The sequence below is a fragment of the Paenibacillus maysiensis genome (assembly GCF_000520815.1).
GTDB lineage: Bacteria > Bacillota > Bacilli > Paenibacillales > Paenibacillaceae > Paenibacillus > Paenibacillus maysiensis.
Genome location: NZ_ASRY01000141.1, coordinates 21,436 through 39,985 on the forward strand (window position 1 = coordinate 21,436; position 18,550 = coordinate 39,985).

14 protein-coding genes and 1 pseudogene are annotated in these 18,550 nt (G+C 45.9%); 3 read left to right on the forward strand and 12 right to left on the reverse strand.

Features of this window, described 5'->3' with window-relative positions:
* Positions 1-151: 151 nt before the first annotated feature.
* Entirely contained in the window at positions 152-1,216 is a 1,065-nt protein-coding gene (gene splB / locus L696_RS0108950; RefSeq protein ID WP_025683346.1) for a spore photoproduct lyase, read from the forward strand.
* On the opposite strand, the gene L696_RS0108955 is transcribed toward splB, so the two are convergent.
* The 8 genes from L696_RS0108955 to adhE all read right to left on the reverse strand — a co-directional run bounded on the left by L696_RS0108955 (position 1,209) and on the right by adhE (position 14,009).
* The gene (locus L696_RS0108955) at positions 1,209-1,925 is read right to left on the reverse strand and encodes a cytochrome c biogenesis CcdA family protein (RefSeq protein ID WP_025683347.1); all 717 of its coding nucleotides are present in this window, start codon (positions 1,923-1,925) and stop codon (positions 1,209-1,211) included. The two genes, splB and L696_RS0108955, sit on opposite strands and share 8 nt — an antisense overlap.
* Before the next feature lie 151 nt (positions 1,926-2,076).
* Complete coding sequence (metG, locus tag L696_RS0108960) at positions 2,077-4,095, reverse strand: methionine--tRNA ligase (RefSeq protein WP_025683348.1); 2,019 nt, start codon at positions 4,093-4,095, stop codon at positions 2,077-2,079.
* Between the two features lie 419 nt (positions 4,096-4,514).
* Positions 4,515-4,805 (reverse strand): membrane protein insertion efficiency factor YidD, encoded by a 291-nt coding sequence (gene yidD, locus L696_RS0108965; protein ID WP_025683349.1) that lies wholly within the window; start codon positions 4,803-4,805, stop codon positions 4,515-4,517.
* 1 nt (position 4,806) lies between these two features.
* Positions 4,807-5,298, reverse strand: coding sequence for a Fur family transcriptional regulator (locus L696_RS0108970; RefSeq protein WP_025683350.1), 492 nt, complete (start codon positions 5,296-5,298; stop codon positions 4,807-4,809).
* Positions 5,299-5,549: 251 nt separating this feature from the next.
* The gene (locus tag L696_RS0108975) at positions 5,550-7,769 is read right to left on the reverse strand and encodes a copper amine oxidase N-terminal domain-containing protein (RefSeq protein WP_025683351.1); all 2,220 of its coding nucleotides are present in this window, start codon (positions 7,767-7,769) and stop codon (positions 5,550-5,552) included.
* 219 nt (positions 7,770-7,988) lie between these two features.
* The gene (gene pflA / locus L696_RS0108985) at positions 7,989-8,747 is read right to left on the reverse strand and encodes a pyruvate formate-lyase-activating protein (protein WP_025683352.1); all 759 of its coding nucleotides are present in this window, start codon (positions 8,745-8,747) and stop codon (positions 7,989-7,991) included.
* A gap of 65 nt (positions 8,748-8,812) precedes the next feature.
* Positions 8,813-11,074, reverse strand: coding sequence for a formate C-acetyltransferase (gene pflB / locus L696_RS0108990; protein WP_025683353.1), 2,262 nt, complete (start codon positions 11,072-11,074; stop codon positions 8,813-8,815).
* A 322-nt stretch (positions 11,075-11,396) separates the two neighbouring features.
* A complete protein-coding gene (gene adhE / locus L696_RS0108995) occupies positions 11,397-14,009 on the reverse strand; it encodes a bifunctional acetaldehyde-CoA/alcohol dehydrogenase (protein WP_025683354.1) in 2,613 nt (870 codons plus the stop codon).
* Between the two features lie 257 nt (positions 14,010-14,266).
* Between adhE and L696_RS0109000 the strand changes: the two genes are divergently transcribed.
* The gene (locus L696_RS0109000) at positions 14,267-14,983 is read left to right on the forward strand and encodes a Crp/Fnr family transcriptional regulator (protein ID WP_025683355.1); all 717 of its coding nucleotides are present in this window, start codon (positions 14,267-14,269) and stop codon (positions 14,981-14,983) included.
* A gap of 93 nt (positions 14,984-15,076) precedes the next feature.
* Here L696_RS0109000 and L696_RS31845 read toward each other — a convergent pair.
* Positions 15,077-15,523: pseudogene (locus L696_RS31845) on the reverse strand (DODA-type extradiol aromatic ring-opening family dioxygenase); the annotation flags it as partial.
* Positions 15,524-15,863: 340 nt separating this feature from the next.
* Between L696_RS31845 and L696_RS29360 the strand changes: the two are divergent.
* Positions 15,864-16,142, forward strand: a complete 279-nt coding sequence (locus tag L696_RS29360) for a hypothetical protein (protein WP_245233324.1) — start codon at positions 15,864-15,866, stop codon at positions 16,140-16,142.
* A 77-nt stretch (positions 16,143-16,219) separates the two neighbouring features.
* Here the strand turns inward: L696_RS29360 and L696_RS0109010 are convergent, their stop codons facing one another.
* The 3 genes from L696_RS0109010 to L696_RS0109020 all read right to left on the reverse strand — a co-directional run bounded on the left by L696_RS0109010 (position 16,220) and on the right by L696_RS0109020 (position 18,532).
* Positions 16,220-16,543, reverse strand: coding sequence for a winged helix-turn-helix transcriptional regulator (locus tag L696_RS0109010; RefSeq protein WP_025683357.1), 324 nt, complete (start codon positions 16,541-16,543; stop codon positions 16,220-16,222).
* A 268-nt stretch (positions 16,544-16,811) separates the two neighbouring features.
* A complete protein-coding gene (locus L696_RS0109015) occupies positions 16,812-17,543 on the reverse strand; it encodes a ThuA domain-containing protein (RefSeq protein ID WP_025683358.1) in 732 nt (243 codons plus the stop codon).
* 20 nt (positions 17,544-17,563) lie between these two features.
* Positions 17,564-18,532, reverse strand: a complete 969-nt coding sequence (locus L696_RS0109020) for a sugar phosphate isomerase/epimerase family protein (protein WP_025683359.1) — start codon at positions 18,530-18,532, stop codon at positions 17,564-17,566.
* Between the last annotated feature and the right edge of the window lie 18 nt (positions 18,533-18,550).

Consider the following 18,550-nt stretch of genomic DNA (forward strand, 5'->3'; position numbering starts at 1 on the left):
CTCATCCCCCCGCTCACAGCTATTGCCACGATTTGTTCAATTTAAGCAGGGCACACTAATAGCGTCCCTGTATCGTTCTCCTTATGGCATGAGTTAGAGTTGGACACCCAAGCTACTACTGGATAATTTATTCCTGAAAGGAGCGTTACCCATGTCCACGCTTGAGCGTACTCCTGTCAAAACCAAAGGAACCAAACCGTTCCTGCCTGATCTGGTATTCTTCGAGCCGGACGCACTGAATTATCCCAAGGGTCAGCGTATTATGGAATGGGTAAAAGTCAAAGACATTCCGTATCGTATGACCACATCCCATAACCGGATTACCAATTTACCGGGCGAAACCGAAGTTGAAAAATATAGAATGGCTAAAAAAACGCTGGTCGTCGGTATTCGCAAAACGCTAACCTTTGACCAGTCCAAGCCCTCTGCTGAATATGCCATTCCCATTTCGACCGGATGTATGGGACACTGCCACTATTGTTATTTGCAAACGACATTAGGGGCAAAGCCGTATATACGCGTCTATGTCAATACCGATGATATCTTATCGGCAGCTAAAGGCTACATCGAGGAACGTGCGCCCGAAATAACTCGTTTTGAAGCAGCCTGCACCTCTGATCCGGTTGGTTTGGAGCATATCACCGGATCGCTCGGAGAACTGATTCGTTTTATGGCAGACGAAGAATGGGGTCGCCTGCGTTTTGTTACCAAATATCATCATGTTGATCCACTGCTGGATATTAAGCATAATGGACATACTCGCATCCGGTTTAGCATTAATTCCGATTATGTTATTAAACAATTTGAGCCTGCGACTTCGCGCTTCGAGGAACGCATTGAAGCGGCAGGTAAAATCGCCCGAGCCAGTTATCCGCTAGGCTTTATTATTGCGCCGATCATCTGGTATGACGGCTGGGAAGAAGGATATGGCGAGCTGCTGCGCAAATTGAGTGAAACCTTGCCTCAGGATGCCACAAATGATCTGACGTTCGAATTGATCCAGCATCGTTTTACCAAAACGTCCAAGGCTGTGATTGAGAAGCGTTATCCAAAAACCAAGCTGGAAATGGACATGGAAAAACGCGAGAAAAAATGGGGCCGTTGGGGACAGAACAAATACGTTTATCCCGATGAACAGCAAAACGCACTGCGAGAATTTATCACAGAGCGCATTTTTGAACATTTTCCATTAAGTCGTATTGAATATTTCACATAACCAGCATCCAATTCGGCGCTATCCGCTGTAAATACAGCGTTACATCCGTCATATGATCTGTTACTAGTAAAATCCCGGTAATGATCAGCAGTATACCGCCTGTTTTGACGATAATTGACGTGTAACGCGAGGATAGACGAACAGAGCCGGCCAATAAAGCCAATGCAAAAAATGGAATCGCAAAACCAAGCGCGTAGCCTGTGACCAGCTTGAACCAGGTATGATGCTCTACTGCCGCCAAAGCGATAATAGCTGTCAGCATGGGACCAATACAGGGAGACCAGCCTGCCGCAAATCCGATTCCGATCACAAAGGAACCGGCATAACCGGCAGGCTTCCATGTCCAGCGAAGCTTATGCTCCCGCATCAAAATCAAAGGCCGTACCACGCCAAGAGATACCAGCCCCATCACTAAGATCAATAGCCCCGCAACTACCCTTAGCGTATCCTTATAATTGCCAAACCATTCTCCAAGCAACCCTACACTTGCACCCAAGGAATAGAACACTACGGAAAAGCCCAGTACAAAAGCTAGGGTATGTCCCATCGTACGGTAACGCACCTCAGCCTTATGCCGTCCTTTGGCCAGCTCGCGTGCCGACATCCCTGTCATATAAGATAAATAAGAGGGGTACAGTGGCAAACAGCAAGGTGAGAAAAAAGAAACCAGTCCCGCTATGATCGCCAGCCCGGCGTTAACATCCGTCATCAGCATTTCCTCCCGCCTGTCTTAAGTAAACACGAGCAAACAAGCCCTATTACTAAAACATACGTGAGGAAGCAGCCAAATATGTTGCAACCCCAAAAAGCGTATGCCACGGCGTACAAGCCGAAAGACATACGCTCATGACGAGCTTTATTTATTTTACAATCGCGCCATTAGGCATGCTTTCCGGTACTGTAGCTAGCGTAAGCTGATCTCCGTGCGATGCTGCCAAAATCATTCCTTGAGAAAGTTCCCCGCGCAGCTTCACAGGCTTGAGATTGGTCACACAAATCACCTTGCGTCCAACCATGTCCTCCGGCGTATAGAACTTGGCAATGCCTGATACCACCTGACGTTGCTCATAACCAAGATCAAGCTGAAGCTTCAACAGCTTATCGGCCTTCTTCACAGGCTCACAGGCGATAACCTGAGCGACGCGCAGCTCTACCTTGGCAAAGTCTTCAATACCAATCTCTTCCTTCGCCTCTGGCGCTTCTTGGCCCTCCTCCGCCGCATTCTGCGGTTGAACCTGCACAATAGCTTCCTCCGCCTTCTTGCCGCCCGTCATCGCTTCCACGATGAAAGCAACCTCCTGCTCTGAATCCAGACGCGGGAAGATGGGATTGCCTTTGACGAGTTGCGTTCCTTCCGGCATGCGACCAAACTGCTTCCCGCTGTCCCATACAGTCAGTTCGCCTTCCTTGATGCCCAGTTGTTCCCAAATTTTATGCGGGGCACGGGTCAAGAACGGTTGGAGCAAAATAGACGCAATGCGCAGGCTTTCTACAAGATGCACCATAACGGATGCCAGCTCACGGCGCTTGTCCTCATCCTTGGCCAGGTTCCATGGTTGTGTTTCGTCAATATACTTGTTGCTGCGACTAATAAATTGACTAATCGCCGTCAACGCCACGGAAAACTCCATGTTTTCCATTGCTTCTTCCACTTTACTGTAAGTCACTGTTGCCATTTCTTCCAAAGCCCCGTCGAATGCTGTTACATTCGCTTCATAAGCCGGGACCTTGCCTTCAAAATATTTGTCTACCATCGCTACGGTACGGTTCAACAAATTGCCCAGATCATTCGCTAAATCAGAATTGACCCGATCAACGAAGCTTTCCGGAGTAAAGGTTCCATCCGCGCCGAAAGGCACCTCGCGCAGCAAGTAGTAACGAAGTTGATCCAGACCATAGCGGTCAATCAGCGTTACAGGGTCTACGACGTTACCTTTGGACTTGGACATTTTACCGTCCTTCATGAGTAGCCAGCCGTGTGCAAATACTTTTTTAGGTAACGGGAGATCCAGCGCCATCAGCATGATTGGCCAGTAAATCGTGTGGAACCGTACAATTTCCTTCCCTACGATATGCACATTGGCAGGCCAAAATTTATCGTACAGCTCGGTATTGGAGGAACCATAGCCCAGGGCTGTAATGTAGTTGGAGAGCGCATCAATCCACACGTATACGACATGCTTCGGATCACCCTTCACCTTAACGCCCCAGTCAAAGGTTGTACGGGATACAGCCAAATCCTCCAGCCCCGGCTTGATGAAGTTGTTAATCATCTCTTTTTTACGGGATTCCGGCTGGATAAACTGCGGGTTCTCGTCATAAAATTGCAGCAAACGATCAGCATACTTGCTCATACGGAAAAAGTAACTCTCTTCCTTGACCAGTTCTACAGGGTGTCCGCTGTCCGGGCTTTTACCTCCAGCTACATTGCCTTCTGCGTCCTTCACCACGTCAACCAGTTGAGTTTCTGTGTAGTAAGTCTCGTCAGGAATGCTGTACCAGCCTTCATATTCGCCTTTGTAAATGTCCCCTTGCTTGAGCAAACGATCAAAAATTTCCTGTACTACACTCTTGTGACGCTCTTCCGTTGTACGGATAAAATCGTCATTGGAAATGTCGAGCTTCCGCCATAAATCCTGAATCCCTGCCACAATATCGTCAACAAAACGTTGCGGTGTTTTGCCAGCCGCACTCGCTTTCTGCTCAATCTTCTGACCATGCTCATCCGTTCCTGTCAAATAGCGCACCTCGTAGCCGCGCAGCCGCTTGTAGCGTGCCATTGCATCTCCGGCTACCGTAGTGTACGCATGACCGATATGTAGCTTGTCGCTTGGATAATAAATCGGTGTCGTAATGTAAAATGTTTTCTCATTGGACATGTGTATTGCCTCCTGTTTTGTTCACGGTAGCGAAATAAGACATGCTCCCTTGAATTTGGTACTCCAATTCGTGCTTTTCACACTAATTGGGCACAAAAAAGACCCCCGCCCCTATGGGACGAGAGTCACCTCACGCGTTACCACCCAAATTTCCTGTATCCTCGCAGACTACAGGCTTCACCGGTCACTCTGACCGCCCATTAACGCTGGATCACGCCTTTCCCTTACGGTCGTTCGCCCTATCACCATTGAGCTGGTGGCAAACACGCTCGAAAAAGGTTCCTCCAGGACCATATTCAGGCTTCGTTCCAGACCGGTTTGCAGCTAACCCCGGCTCTCTGTACTGGACGGTTGACCCTACTCATCCCTTCGCAGGAAAACATTATTACCCAAAATATAACCAAACGCGCATAGCTATGTCAAGTCAAGCCCTTCCCGGCACGATCAGCAAAACGATCTTCGTCAGATCTATTTGCCCTCTTTTTAGCAGGAGGCACCAGATCTACACCGCCTGGATGAAAGGGATGACACTTCGCTATACGTTTGGCGGCCAGCCAGGAGCCCTTGAGCGCTCCATGCACCTCCACCGCCTCCAGCGCGTACTGTGAGCACGTCGGATAGAAGCGGCAGGTCGGTGGCTTTAATGGTGAAATATAGGATCGGTATAACTTAATCGGAGCTTGAACCACTCTTCGTGTGGTAATCTTCATTTCAGTAGCCTACGTGGCTGTGAGTGTGACCGCTCGCCTGCTTGTATCCCCTTTTAGAATTGGCTTCTGCGTGCCCGTTCTTTCCCTGGCATTCCTTGCAATAGCCGAATATTTCAAACTTGTGCTCGACGATTTGAAACTGATCTATCGTATCTGTCATCTGCATCGGGCAGAAAGAGATCGGTAATGTTTTCTGACAGCTCAAGCAAATCATATGGTGGTGGTGATGATGCTCATTACAGCTCACCTTGAACTTCATTCCATCCTCAAAAGATACCTGCTCCAGCACACCCAATTCCTGCATTACACGCAAATTACGATAAACGGTGTCGAAGCTGAGTCCACTGTATTTTTTACCCATATATTCATAAACGTCTTTGGGGGACAGATACCCTTCATTCTCGGAAAATAACGTGGCCAGCGTCTTGCGCTGATCCGTAATACGCAGCCCCTGAGCGGACATTGTTGCGATAATCTCATCCTTTGTCAGCATGCGTTTCACCCTCCCCTGTCTGTAGTTTCAGGTTTTCTGATGCAGGCTTAGGCTTGCATCTACTTATTATACCACGATTAAAGTCAAAGTTATAAGAGATATTCGCGCTCTTGATAAAGAAAAAAGCGCTCTCCTGTACTGGAACCGAATCCGCAGCAGGAGAACGCCTTTATTCTGTAAGTGATCTGACTTTAAACGGTGAATGATGAGACCCTACGGTCTAAGCCGATAAACAAAACCGGATATTCATATTAATTTTTAATAGCTGGTAATGGCATAACTACTACGGAAACTGGCAAGTTACTACCCGCAGCAGCAGTGAAATACATTTCTACACTTTCCTCGATATGACCTGTACGATACAGTACACTCATCTCATTCGGAGCCCATACGGAGCCGTTCGTCGGGATGCCCACGACCTGATTGTTCACCATAGCATAGCCGGAGTATTCACCACCACGCGGGTTAAATGTAATCAGGGAATACGGCGCTACATGGTCCAGCTTGATTTTGTATACAACACCAAAGTTACCCGCATTGGAGGCAGAAGAACCGTCCAGACCATCCGTACCAATCAGGTTCGGGTCAGTCTTATTATCTCCAAGAACGATACGCTGAGCTGTTTTACCAACCTCTTCTGTATATTCAAGCGAGATATCGGAATTAGCGTATGTTCCGCGGTTATGAATTCCATCCTTCGGCAGTTTTGCCAAGGTAGGCATTACGGTAAGTGGATCTACATTTGCATCTAGCACAATAACTGTGTATTGGATCGGTTGATCTGTATACAGATCAGACAAGAGAGAAATAACCTGTTTTTGCTTAATTTTTTGCGCACTCAGATCCTGTAAAATAACGCGGCTTTCGCCCGGATTCAGGACTGTGCTGGAGCGTTTGCTTCCATCCTGCATAGATTGAAAGTACCGTTGGATCGAAATTTTACCCGCAGCGGTTGCAAACTCAGATGGTCCGGCAAAACCGGAATTTTCGACGTTCATATTAGCAGCAGTAATATTATTATTGGTCGCGATTACGTACATTTTCACATCTCGGCCCGTTTCATTCACATGATGGACGAGTACACGTGTGCTGCCTGATCCCATTTCCTGATACACAATCCCATCTTGGAATACACGTTCCGGGCTGTTAGCACGGATCAGAAGACGTGGTGAAGATGTACTGGTCAAAGGTATAGTAGCCATCGTGGTCACCTGACTGCCGTCCACACTGTATTTATCACCATAAGGCGTGAAGATTTTGTTAAAATCATCTTCGTTGTACAGCAATTCATTCGTAATTTTAATCGTTTCGCTTACAGTACCTGTTGCACCATGCTTATCAGTCACGGTCAGCGTAATGGTCACATCACCCGGCTCGAAAAATGCCAGTTTCTTATTCACCCAATCACGTTTGGTAATCGCATTTTCATCATCCGTACTCAGATCCGTAATCGTGATTTTTTCACCCATTTTGTATTCTTTTTTATCTGTTGTAAACAGAGCCACTGGCGGCTGATTCGGCGGTCTTACCGTAATCGTAACTGAGTATGGATCACTCCAGTTCCCTGCGGAGTCAAGAACGGAATAGGTAACTACATATGTACCTGGCTCCTGAAATACGTCCTGCTTGCCTTCCCAACGTTGATTCACAATCGGAAGACCTGTAGGAGAAGATTCCTTCGTCAAATACGTAACTTGGGTTTCGCCTGCATAGATATCTTTTTGCTGAACCGTGAAGGAAGCTTTAGGCTTTTGATTCAAATCCATAATAACCTGTTTTGTTATATTATTTACAGTATAAGGAATATTCAAGGCCTGTGTAATAGACGTCAATGGCACCATAAATACGTTCTTTTGCTGGAATGCCGGCCCCTTCATTTGTCTAGCTTCACCGTTAACCGTGTAAACCTTGCTGTCAGTCTTGAAGCGCAGCACGTTTGTACCTTGGGTGATAACGGTTTCCTTGGTAGCAGTGTCATAACTAAACTGTAATCCGACGCGGCTGACAAGCGAACGGATAGCTACATAAGAAACACCATTCTTGACTGTCATCGGCTGAGTCGCTGTATACACCTGTCCGTTTTGTTCCATTTTTGCGCTGTTCAAATACAAAATCAGTTGATTTGCACTCATGGATGTTGGAGAACCACCAGGATTGGTGATCGTTCCGTCTCCACCGTATACATCATTGGATACGTTCGATCCGTTGGTTGTATCCGTCGGCAAGCCAGACAAAGGATCATTAGATACGCCTGTGTTATCAGGTGTCACCGTGTCATTTTGTGTTCCAGTGTTATCTTGTCCCCCGATGCTATTCTGAACGCCGGAATCTGTGACATTGGCCTGAGCCTGCTGTCCGCTAACCGAATCGGTGGATTGAACAGTGGATACTGCTTCTGCTCCTACAGGGGCTACTGCGGCCACCTGAGCTACCGCAAGCGCGGTGAGCATGGTCCATTTCTTGAAATTCATTCTCTGTCTCCTTCTATTACCAAATTATTATCATTCCCGTAAAAAGTCATACTATTAGACGCAGCTGTTGTCCAAAAGTTGCTGGGAATTTTGCTGAACATGAAAAAAAGGGAACTTCCTCCTGTCACTGCAAGAAATTTTATAACAAAAAACCGCCGCCCCATCTGACCTGATGGGCGGCGGTTCATAACCAGAAAGTAATTTAAAGACCATTCAACATTATGACGAACTGCCGACGACATTTGTCCCTGCGGTCTCCATGCGGCCTTCTTCAATGAGACGGTAAGCCCGTTGAACCTCTTCTTCTGTGGGGGACGGAACCCCTTCCAGCGGATACGCCTTGCCGAGCATTTCCCACTTGTATACACCCATTTGGTGGTAGGGTAAAATTTCGAACTTTTCGACTCCGTTCAACGTTCCTATAAATCGACCCAAATTCAGCAGATCCTGCTCGTCATCATGAATACCCGGTACAAAAACATGTCTAATCCACATCTTGCGCCCTTGTTCAGACAACCAGCGTGCCGTACTTAGCATACGATCGTTGGACTTGCCTGTAAGCTTAATATGCTTGTCGTTGTCAATATGCTTAATATCCAGCAACACCAAGTCCGTTACGTCCAGCAGTTCTTGGATACGGCCTGCATCATTAAAACCGTTACTGTCCAGCGTCGTGTGCAAATTCCAACGTTGCTTCACTTCTTTGAACAGCTCTGCCACAAAATGAGCTTGCAGTGTCGGTTCTCCACCGGATACGGTCAAACCGCCTCCCGAAGAACGGTAGTAGGCTAAATATGGCTCAATTTCAGCCAATACCTCCTTCAGTGTCATTGGATTGCCCTCATTTAAAGCCCAAGTGTCCGGGTTGTGGCAATATTGACATTTTAACAAGCATCCTTGCATAAAAAGCACGAAGCGGATGCCGGGACCATCTACGGTCCCGAAGGTTTCCAATGAGTGTATGTGACCTTTCAGCATGTTGCATCTTCCTTCCCGCATCCGCTATGCGTGCGTCGTTATAATATATGATACGTAAAGCTTTGTTACATTGTACCGTGGAAAGTACGGTTAATAACATCCAACTGTTGTTCACGAGTCAGCTTGATAAAGTTAACGGCATAACCCGATACACGAATCGTAAGCTGTGGATAGTTTTCTGGGTGATCCATCGCATCCAGCAATTGTTCACGAGCAAACACGTTGACGTTCAGATGATGCGCATGGCTTCCAAAGTAACCATCCATCATGGAAACGAGATTCGTTTTGCGTGTTTCTTCTTCTTTACCCAGTGCTTTAGGCACGATGGAGAAGGTATTCGAGATACCATCCAGACTGTGCTCGTAAGGCAACTTAGCTACGGAGCTAAGGGAAGCCAAAGCACCTTTTTTGTCGCGTCCGTGCATTGGGTTCGCACCTGGTGCAAACGGTTCACCAGCCTTACGTCCATCCGGTGTTGTACCTGTTTTCTTACCGTACACCACGTTGGAAGTAATGGTCAGTACAGATTGAGTAGGAATCGCATTCCGGTAAGCTTTGTGCTTGCGGATCATGCCCATGAAGGACTCTACCAGTTCTACTGCGATGTTATCTACACGATCATCGTTATTACCGTAGCAAGGATATTCCCCTTCAATCACAAAGTCAATGGCGATGCCTTTTTCGTTACGGATCGGTTTAACCTTCGCATGTTTAATGGCGCTCAGGGAATCGGCAGCAACGGACAGACCAGCAATACCACAAGCCATCGTACGGACAATATCACGGTCGTGCAGTGCCATTTCAATCCGTTCGTAGCTGTACTTGTCATGCATGTAGTGAATAACGTTCAAAGTGTTCATGTACAGTTTTGCCAACCATTCCATCATTGGCTTGAAGCGGCTCAGCACTTCCTCGTAATCCAACACTTCACCTGTAATTGCAGGATATTCAGGACCCACTTGAGCACCTGATTTTTCATCCACACCACCGTTGATGGCATACAACAAAGCTTTAGCCAAGTTGGCACGGGCACCAAAGAATTGCATTTGTTTACCGATTTTCATTGCCGATACACAACAAGCGATACCATAATCATCGCCATAAATCGGACGCATCAGATCATCATTTTCATACTGAATGGAGCTAGTTTCAATAGAAACTTTGGCACAATATTTTTTGAAGCCTTCAGGCAATTTTTCTGACCACAGTACAGTCAGGTTTGGCTCCGGTGCAGCTCCCAAATTGTACAGGGTGTGCAAGAAACGGAAGCTGTTTTTAGTAACCCGAGTTTCTCCAGTAATGGACATACCGCCAATGGATTCAGTTACCCATGTTGGGTCTCCGCTGAACAGTTCATTATAGTCAGGTGTGCGCAGGAATTTAACAATACGCAGTTTCATAACAAAATGATCGACCAATTCTTGTGCTTGCTCTTCTGTCATTGTGCCTTCTTCCATATCCCGTTGAGTATAAATATCAAGGAAGGAAGATACACGTCCCAAGGACATTGCTGCACCATTTTGTTCTTTGATCGCTGCAAGATAGCCAAAATACACCCATTGGAAAGCTTCTTTCGCGTTGTTAGCAGGCTTTGAGATGTCGAAACCATGCTCAGCAGCCATTTGTTTCAGCTCGTTCAAAGCGCGAGTTTGCTCGGAAATTTCTTCACGCAGACGGATTACGTCTTCTTCCATTGAATCCACTTCAAGGCTTTTCAATTGAGCCTTTTTGTCTTTAATCAGGAAATCTGTACCATACAGTGCTACACGACGGTAGTCACCGATAATACGGCCACGACCATATGCATCTGGCAAACCAGTGATAATACCCGCTTTACGAGCTGCTCTCATATCATCAGTATAAGCGTCGAATACACCCTGATTATGCGTTTTGCGAATATGAGTGAAGATGTCAACAATGCTTTGCGGTACTTCAAAGCCATAGGCTTTGCAAGCGTCGATCATCATCCGGATTCCACCAAACGGCTGCAAGGAGCGTTTAAATGGAGCGTCTGTTTGTACACCGACGATTTGTTCTTTATCCCGGTCTAGATAGCCCGGCTTATGTGAAATAATGGTGGATGGCGTATTCACGTCTACATCAAGCACGCCGCCGTTTGCCAACTCTTTTTTGGTAAGATCGGATACAATATCCCACAGTGCAGTTGTGTTGGCGGTAGGGCCAACCAGAAATTCTTCGTTGCCGACATAAGGTAAGATATTGGTTTCAATAAAATCGTTGACGTTAACTTCTTTAGTCCATTTGCCTTTTTTGAAGCCTCTCCAACCAGATTGTTGCTCTTGTAATTCTCTCTCAATCACCGACATGTAAATCCCTCCAAATTGTTTGGTCTTCCGGACTTGTGATTTTTTTCACAATTAAATAATGTCTCGAGCCCGGCCTTTTCACCGATGTCTTACGCTCAGTGTCGGGACCTTTCTTACACCCTTATTGTAGAATAATGATAGAGTGTAGTATGTGACAAAAATCACAATACAGGTGATATTTATCACTTTATTTTTCCTAGCTTCACGCCCGTACCTTTGCCGTTCACCCCCCTTCCCAAACCAACAGGCCCTCTATATAGAGAGCCTGCGTTGGTATTGAACGGGAAAATGCTTAGTCACAAGCCTCTTCGTACCTATTATATTATTGGTCAAAACGTCCGTAGAAGGCATCACGGTATATATCAGCCAATTCGGTAACCAGCGGCAGCTTCGGATTCGAAGTTGTACATTGATCCTCAAAAGCGCGGTCAGCCAGATAATCCACACGCGATTCAAAATCCTTCGCATCAAAGCCGATTTGCTGGAACGATTCCTCGATACCAAGTGTTTTGTTCAGCTTGCGGATTGCTTCGATCAAGCTGTTAACCCCTTCTTCAGTCGTACGGGCAGGCAGTCCCAGTATGCGCGCAATTTCTGCATAACGCTCATCCGCAACAAAGTGCGAATATTTAGGGAACGAAGCAAATTTTGTCGGTTTTTTCGCATTATAGCGAATGACGTGTGGTAACAAAATGGCATTCGTACGGCCGTGGGCTGTATGATATTGTCCGCCCCATTTATGCGCAAGGCTATGGTTAATTCCTAGGAACGCATTGGCAAACGCCATCCCTGCCAGTGCGGAAGCATTATGCATTTTTTCACGAGCTAGCTTGTCGCCAGTCAGAGACGATTGCTCCAGGTATTGGAATACCAGTTGAATGGCTTTAATCGCCAGAGCATCTGTGTAGTCACTAGCCATTACAGACACGTAAGCCTCGATGGCATGTGTCAGAACGTCCATGCCTGTATCCGCTACAGCCGTTTTAGGCAGCGAATATACAAACACTGGGTCAATAATTGCCACATCAGGCGTCAGCTCATAGTCAGCCAGCGGATACTTCGTGTTGCCCTGATTTTTGTCTGTAATAACTGCGAATGACGTAACTTCCGAACCTGTACCCGAAGTTGTAGGAATGGCTACAAATTGCGCTTTTTGACCCAGACGTGGGTACTTGTAGATCCGTTTGCGGATATCCATGAATTTTTGTTTCAGATTGTTGAAATCAGTATCTGGGTATTCATAGAACAACCACATGCCTTTAGCTGCATCCATCGGCGAACCACCGCCCAATGCAATAATGCAATCCGGTTGGAAACGTCTCATCATTTCAGTACCACGTTCTACTGTATCTGTCGACGGATCTGGCTCTACTTCCGAGAACACTTCGATAGCTACTGGTGTTTGGCGCTGGTGTAAATAATGGATGACACGATCCACATATCCGAGTTTCACCATCATAGGGTCTGTGATAATGGCTACACGTGTGATATCAGGCATTTTAGTAAGATACTGAGTCGAATTTTTTTCAAAATAAATTTTGGAAGGTACTTTGAACCATTGCATATTCACCGTACGTTTCGCCACCCTTTTCACATTAATCAAGTTGACTGCCGATACGTTCGACGAAGTCGAATTACGTCCGTACGAACCACAACCGAGCGTCAGCGATGGAAGGTTGGTGTTGTAGATGTCACCGATCGCACCATGTGTGGAAGGTGCATTTACAATGATACGGCCTGTTTGTAAACGGTTTGCGAACCGGGCGATAACGTCCTCATCCTGCGAGTGAATAGCGGACGAGTGACCCATGCCCCCGAATTCCACGACTTCGGCAGCGCGTTGAATACCTTGTTCCGCATTTTTCACTTTGTAGCAAGCCAGTACAGGACTCAATTTTTCTGCGGACAATGGGTATTTCGTTCCTACCCCTTCAATCTCAGCGACCAAAATTTTTGTCCCTGCCGGTACTGTGATGCCGCTCATTTCAGCGATTTTTACAGCGGACTGTCCGACGATGGCCGGGTTCACTGCACATTTTTCTACATTAATAGCTCCCTGAGTGAGTTTAGCTGCTTCTTCTTTATTTACAAAGTAGCAACCGTTAGCGATCATCAATTTTTTCACTTGTTCGAAGATTGACTCTTCGATAATAACCGCTTGCTCGGAAGCACAGATCATACCGTTATCAAAAGATTTGGAGAGGATGAGGTCATTCACAGCCTGCTTGATGTCTGCTGTTTTTTCAATAAAGCAAGGCACGTTACCAGGACCTACACCTAGTGCAGGTTTACCACAGCTATATGCTGCCTTAACCATGCCTGATCCACCAGTTGCCAGAATCAGCGCCACATCCGGGTGATTCATAAGTACATTGGTTTTATCCATCGAAGGAGCTTCAATCCATTGAATACAATCGGCCGGAGCACCATGTTTGACGGCTGCTTCAAGCAAAACACGAGCTGCTTCCGCACTACACGATTGAGCGGATGGATGAAAACCGAATATGATTGGGTTGCGTGTTTTAATGGCAATCAACGCTTTAAACATTGTAGTGGAAGTCGGGTTAGTCACAGGAGTGATCCCCATAATGATACCGACCGGTTCTGCTATTTTTTGAAAACTGTCAAAATCATTGTCCTCAATGACACCGACGGTTTTTTCATTTTTGATACTATGATAGACATATTCAGTTGCAAACATGTTTTTGGTGATTTTGTCCTCGTACACACCGCGTCCTGTTTCTTCAACAGCCAGCTTCGCCAGGTGCATATGCTTATCCATTCCTGCGAGTGCCATTGCTTGTACGATTTCGTCAATCTGCTCCTGATTCATACTCATGAAAGCCTGCTGTGCCCGGTTCCCCCGGTCAATCAGCGTTTGAATATACTGCTCAGCGCTTTGCTCTTTTTGGATAACCTCGTTTTTAACAGCCATTTCCCTCATCCTCCTGTTATCTCGTGTACTATCTCTTGTTCACGCACTGATCGTAACACAGCTTTTCGAAATATATTGTGATTTTTTTCACAATGTATTTAAAATTTTATTTTAAGAAGTGAATTAAATCACAAAGTTTGGAATTCTGCCACTTTTACCCCCTCTTCTTGCCCCAAAAACGCATAGCACAGGTATATAATGAATTTGAATTGATCAAGTTGCAGATAAAAACATAGGAAACAAAGGGGAAATGGACGATGAGAAACCCTACAAACGTAATGGAAGCCCGCGGCAACACCAGTTGCTTCTCGGAGACCAGCTTCAACCGGCTGCAAGTGATGATGAAGGATCGGGTCATGCCAGAAAGCTCGCATCTATTCTGGGAAGGAGATACAGCGGATAAGCTGTTTTATATCAAGCGCGGACGCGTGAAAGTCACAAAAACAACGGATGAGGGTAAGGAACTTATACTATATATGTACCAAAGCGGCGATCTTGTTGGTCAAGCTGATCCATTTTTCGGTACCAAGCATTCCTTTTCTGCCGAAGTTCTGGAGGACAGTGATATCGGTGTTGTCGATCATACGGATTTGGAGCTGCTCATTTGCCAGCACTGTGATTTTGCCATTGACTTTATGAAATGGATGGGGTCCCACCACCGTATTACCCAGACCAAGTTTCGCGATTTGATGATGTACGGCAAGCCAGGTGCTCTATGCTCCACGCTAATCCGCCTGTGCAACACCTATGGAGAGCCTCACGGCGAGCATATTCTTATTCATAAAAAAATTACTCATACCGACCTCTCCAATATGATCGGTGCCACCCGTGAAAGTGTAAACCGGATGCTGAGTGATTTGCGCAAAAAAAATGCAGTCGAATATGATAACGGCATGATCGTTGTCAAGGATTTGGAAATGCTACAAGGTGTATGTCATTGTGAACTGTGCCCGCGTGAGATTTGCCGGATCTAAATTATTTGTTTTATTTTATGTAAAAGAGAGTGTTCTGTAAGCTGTATGGCTTTCAGAACACTCTCTTAATTTTACACTCCCCCTCCACCTAAATAGCCCGCGCAACACTTCACCGATAGCATATTGTGCTTCTGGTGATAGAAACGGATTCACGGAAATCTGAACTACCGGGTATCCGTCTCAGGATACATACGATGTAGAAGTGTCCAGGACCCATGATCCAGCCCTCGCACCCGGTCTGTTTGTACATCAATGCCCTTTGCTCATATAATTCTTTCAACTTGGCCGCCAGCTCCACCAAACCATGAGCCGGATATTTCACTGCATACAGTTCCAGTGGGAAACCGCCAAAATCATAAATCGTATCGTAAATGCCGTCTATCGACTAATTGTCAATGTTTGCGTCTCCCAATGGACGGTGAAGATAACAATAGCCTTTGGGCGAATGCTCTTTCCAAACTGCTCCAGAAAGCAGTATATTCTGTCTGTTCAATAGCAAGCATAGGTGATCCGTGGGCTAAAAACAAAGGATGGCATCATGTGAAAACCTCCTTATCATTCATCGATTTATTTTTATCAATTAGTAACTTTATGTAAGCGATAATACATAAGTAACAAGGTTATGTCAATACAGATTTTAACATACACTTAAAAAACGTCGCTTCTTTAAATAAAGATTGATATAGGTATAAAGTCATAGTAATATGTAACTAATAAATTTTAAATATTCACTATAAATCGATATAAAGGACTGGTTTCTATGGATATACATACTGCTAATTGCCCAAAATGTGGTTCCGTTTTCCGGCAAAATCTTAGAAACCTCTGCAATACCTGTATCCAAGAAGAAAATTTATTTTATGATCGCTGTTCCAATTATTTGTGGAAACATCCCGCTACTCATACTCGCCAGCTTAGTGAAGCAACCGGCACACCTATGGATTTGCTCACAGACTGGGTAAGAGCAGGCAAGTTTCCCACCACCTATAGTCAGCTTGATTATCCTTGCGAGTCCTGCCATTCCCCGATTTATGCAGGAAGACTTTGCCATTCCTGTCTCGGTACGTTCCGTATGGCAGCGCTTGAAATTCAAACCCGTGTCCCCCGTCGTACTGCAACCGGATTATTTTCAATCGCAGGCCGCGCCAAAGGCTATTAAGTATTACAAAATAAAAAACAGCCTTTTTCCTAGGAAAAGGCTGTTTTGCTATGAAAAACGTTTATTCGGCTTGATACTCATCTAATCCATTCCTCGGCCCAATATTGAATCTGTTCCATGACCGGCTGAAGTGCACGGCCTTTGGTCGTCAGCTCATATTCAATGCGGACAGGAGTTTCCGGGTATACATGACGTGTAAGAATCCCTGCATTCTCCAGATCCTTCATCCGCTCAGACAGCATTTTATCGCTCATTGTGGGAATCAGATTGGAAATATCCTTAAAACGCTTGGGACCGCTCATCATAGATTGAATAATCAGTCCGTTCCAGCGCTTACCCAGACACGAAAAGGCACTTTCAAAACGCGGACACATTTTCGCAAGTTGCGGTTGACCCTCCATATTTTTCACCTTCTTTAGCATTTCGGTTTGATAAAGCTTTCCTTTTGTTAGTATATATCATTTTAGCATACTTTATCCCGAAAGAAAACACTTTCTTCTTAATTTAATACCCAATCCGATAAAGTTGCCATGACCACAGCTGATTATACAACAAACCTGCATAAGAGGTATATGGCAAATACGTTAAATCAAAAACAGGCGGAATCTCAAGAGATTTCCGCCTATCAGTCTGTTCAATATCAAGCTTATAGGAATCAATAAATGGCAATTATACCAATATACCACCGAGAGGTCTGACAGGCTGGCTTTTACCATAAACTGGTTGAACAATGCTTGTCGGATAAGCCCAACGAATACTGTTAGCAATAACCTTCAGAATATCGGGCTGGTAATAGGTTGGATACGTTTCATGACCCGGGCGGAAATAAAATATTTTACCACTGCCACGACGGAAGGTACAACCGGTTCTGAACACCTCTCCACCTTCAAAATTGCTGACAAAGACCAATTCATCCGGCGTCGGGATATCAAAAAACTCACCGTACATCTCTTCGTGCTCCAACAGAATTTTAGCGTCAATGCCCTCCGCAATAGGGTGGGACGGATTGACGGACCAAATAATTTCCTGTTCGTCTGCCACTCTCCATTTCAGATCACAGCTTGTGCCCATCAGGGCTTTGAACGGCTTGGAAAAATGTCCCGAGTGCAGCACGATCAAGCCCATGCCTTCCTGTACCCGCTTTACAACACGGGCTGTAACTTCATCACTTACCTGATCGTGTGCTTTATGCCCCCACCACAGCAGCACATCTGTGGAACTCAGGATTTCTTCTCCCAAACCATGCTGGGCATCATCACGCAATGTAGCCGTTCGAATGACGAATCCTTCGTCTGACAGGCCATTAGCCAATGCCGTGTGTATTCCATCAGGATATACCTGTTTGGCTTCATCATTCAGCTTCTCGTTCAAAAATTCATTCCAAATGGTGACGTTAATCATCAATACTTCCCCCTATTAGGTTAGACCCACCACATCTCGCTCAGCGGTTCTTCAATAAGGACCTGGCGAAGATTGTGAACGGCTTTAGTAAAGCCTTCCTCGACGGACATCAGACCATCCTCGTGCTCAATACTCACTACATAATCGTAACCCACCAGACGGAGAGCACTAATAATATCCGCCCAGGTTTTGATATCATGCCCATAGCCGACGGTACGGAACTGCCATGCGCGATCTAGCATTTTCGTATATTCCTGCATATCGGTAAGTCCATATTTATTTACATTCACCGGATCAATCGTCGTATCCTTGGCATGGAAATGGTGAATAGCTCCCTCTCGGCCCAAAATTTGAACCGCCTGCACTGGGTCAATTCCCTGCCACCACATATGGCTCGGATCCAGATTAGCACCAATGACCTCTCCCGCTGCTTCACGCAAACGAAGCAAGGTCGCTGGTGTATGAACGGAGAAGCCCCCGTGTAACTCTAGCCCAATTTTAACATGATGGTCTGCTGCAAATTTTCCCGCTTCGGTCCAGTAAGGAATAATTTTATTCTCCCATTGCCACTTTAACACTTCCTGAAAATCATTGGGCCACGGCGCAACAGGCCAGTTCGGGTACTTCGCATTCTCATGATCACCCGGACAGCCAGAAAAGGTGTTTACAACAGGAACTTCCAGCTTTTCCGCCAAACGAACCGTTTTAAGAAACGTTTCGTGATCGGCCTGTGCCAAATGCTTTTGCGGATGGAGCGGGTTGCCGTGACAGCTGAGTGCACTAATAGTCAGTCCACGGGACTCTACTGCTTTTTTGAAGTTTTTGAGCGCTGTTTCGTTGTCCAACAGTTCATCCGGCTTGCAGTGCCTATCGCCCGGATTACCACCTGTACCGATTTCTACTGCATCCAGTCCTTGGGATGCTACATAGTCCAGAGCCTCTTCCAATGAACGTCCGCCGAACAATACCATAAATACTCCAAGTTTCAAACGTAATCCCTCCCTGTA